The 606-nt window shown below is 71.6% G+C and carries 1 protein-coding gene; it reads right to left on the bottom strand.

Annotated features, from left to right (window positions below; translation table 11 throughout):
* Nucleotides 1–96: 96 nt before the first annotated feature.
* Nucleotides 97–606 (bottom strand): sensor histidine kinase KdpD (locus tag LPA54_RS35170; protein ID WP_228984662.1); only part of this gene is annotated, 510 nt, incomplete at its 5' end.

Here is a 606-nt window from a genome sequence, read left to right as displayed (position 1 = left end):
GGGCCCGTCGCGCCCCGCGCGCGGGCCTGTGCCTGATCACACGTGTCCGCCTGGGCGAACGCAGATGGATCTTGAGGCTCCGGTTCGAACTTTACGTCAACTTGGCACAGAAGAGGGGCCCGGAAGAGTGATCAGAATCCGGCAACCGCGCTCGGATTCCGCCACCCCGATCCGGCCTCCGTGCAGATCCACGGCCCAGCGGGCGATCGCGAGGCCCAGTCCGGTGCCGCCGTCGCTGCCGGGGCCGTGCGGCCGGTTGACGCTGCCGCGGTTGAACCGCTCGAAGACCCGGTGCCACTCCGTGCGCGGGATGCCCGGGCCCTCGTCCAGCACCTCCAGCTCCAGCGACTCCGGCTCGGCGCCCCGCCGGGCCCGCACGGTCACCCTGCCGTGCGGGGGGCTGTGCTTGACCGCGTTGTCGATCAGGTTGGCGACCACCTGGTGGATCCGCTCCGGGTCGGCGTGCGCCACCAGCTCGGGCGGCGAGACGTCCAGGTGCAGATGCACGTCCGTACGGGTGTGGCTGCCGGAGCCGGAGGCCATGCTCGCGCGGGCGGAGGCCACCATGTTGGCCTCCTTCAGCACGCCCGACAGATAGGGCCACAC

The sequence above is a fragment of the Streptomyces sp. DH12 genome (genome assembly GCF_020873895.1).
In the GTDB taxonomy this organism is placed as follows: Bacteria; Actinomycetota; Actinomycetes; order Streptomycetales; family Streptomycetaceae; genus Streptomyces.
This window is presented reverse-complemented; position numbering and strand designations above follow the sequence as displayed.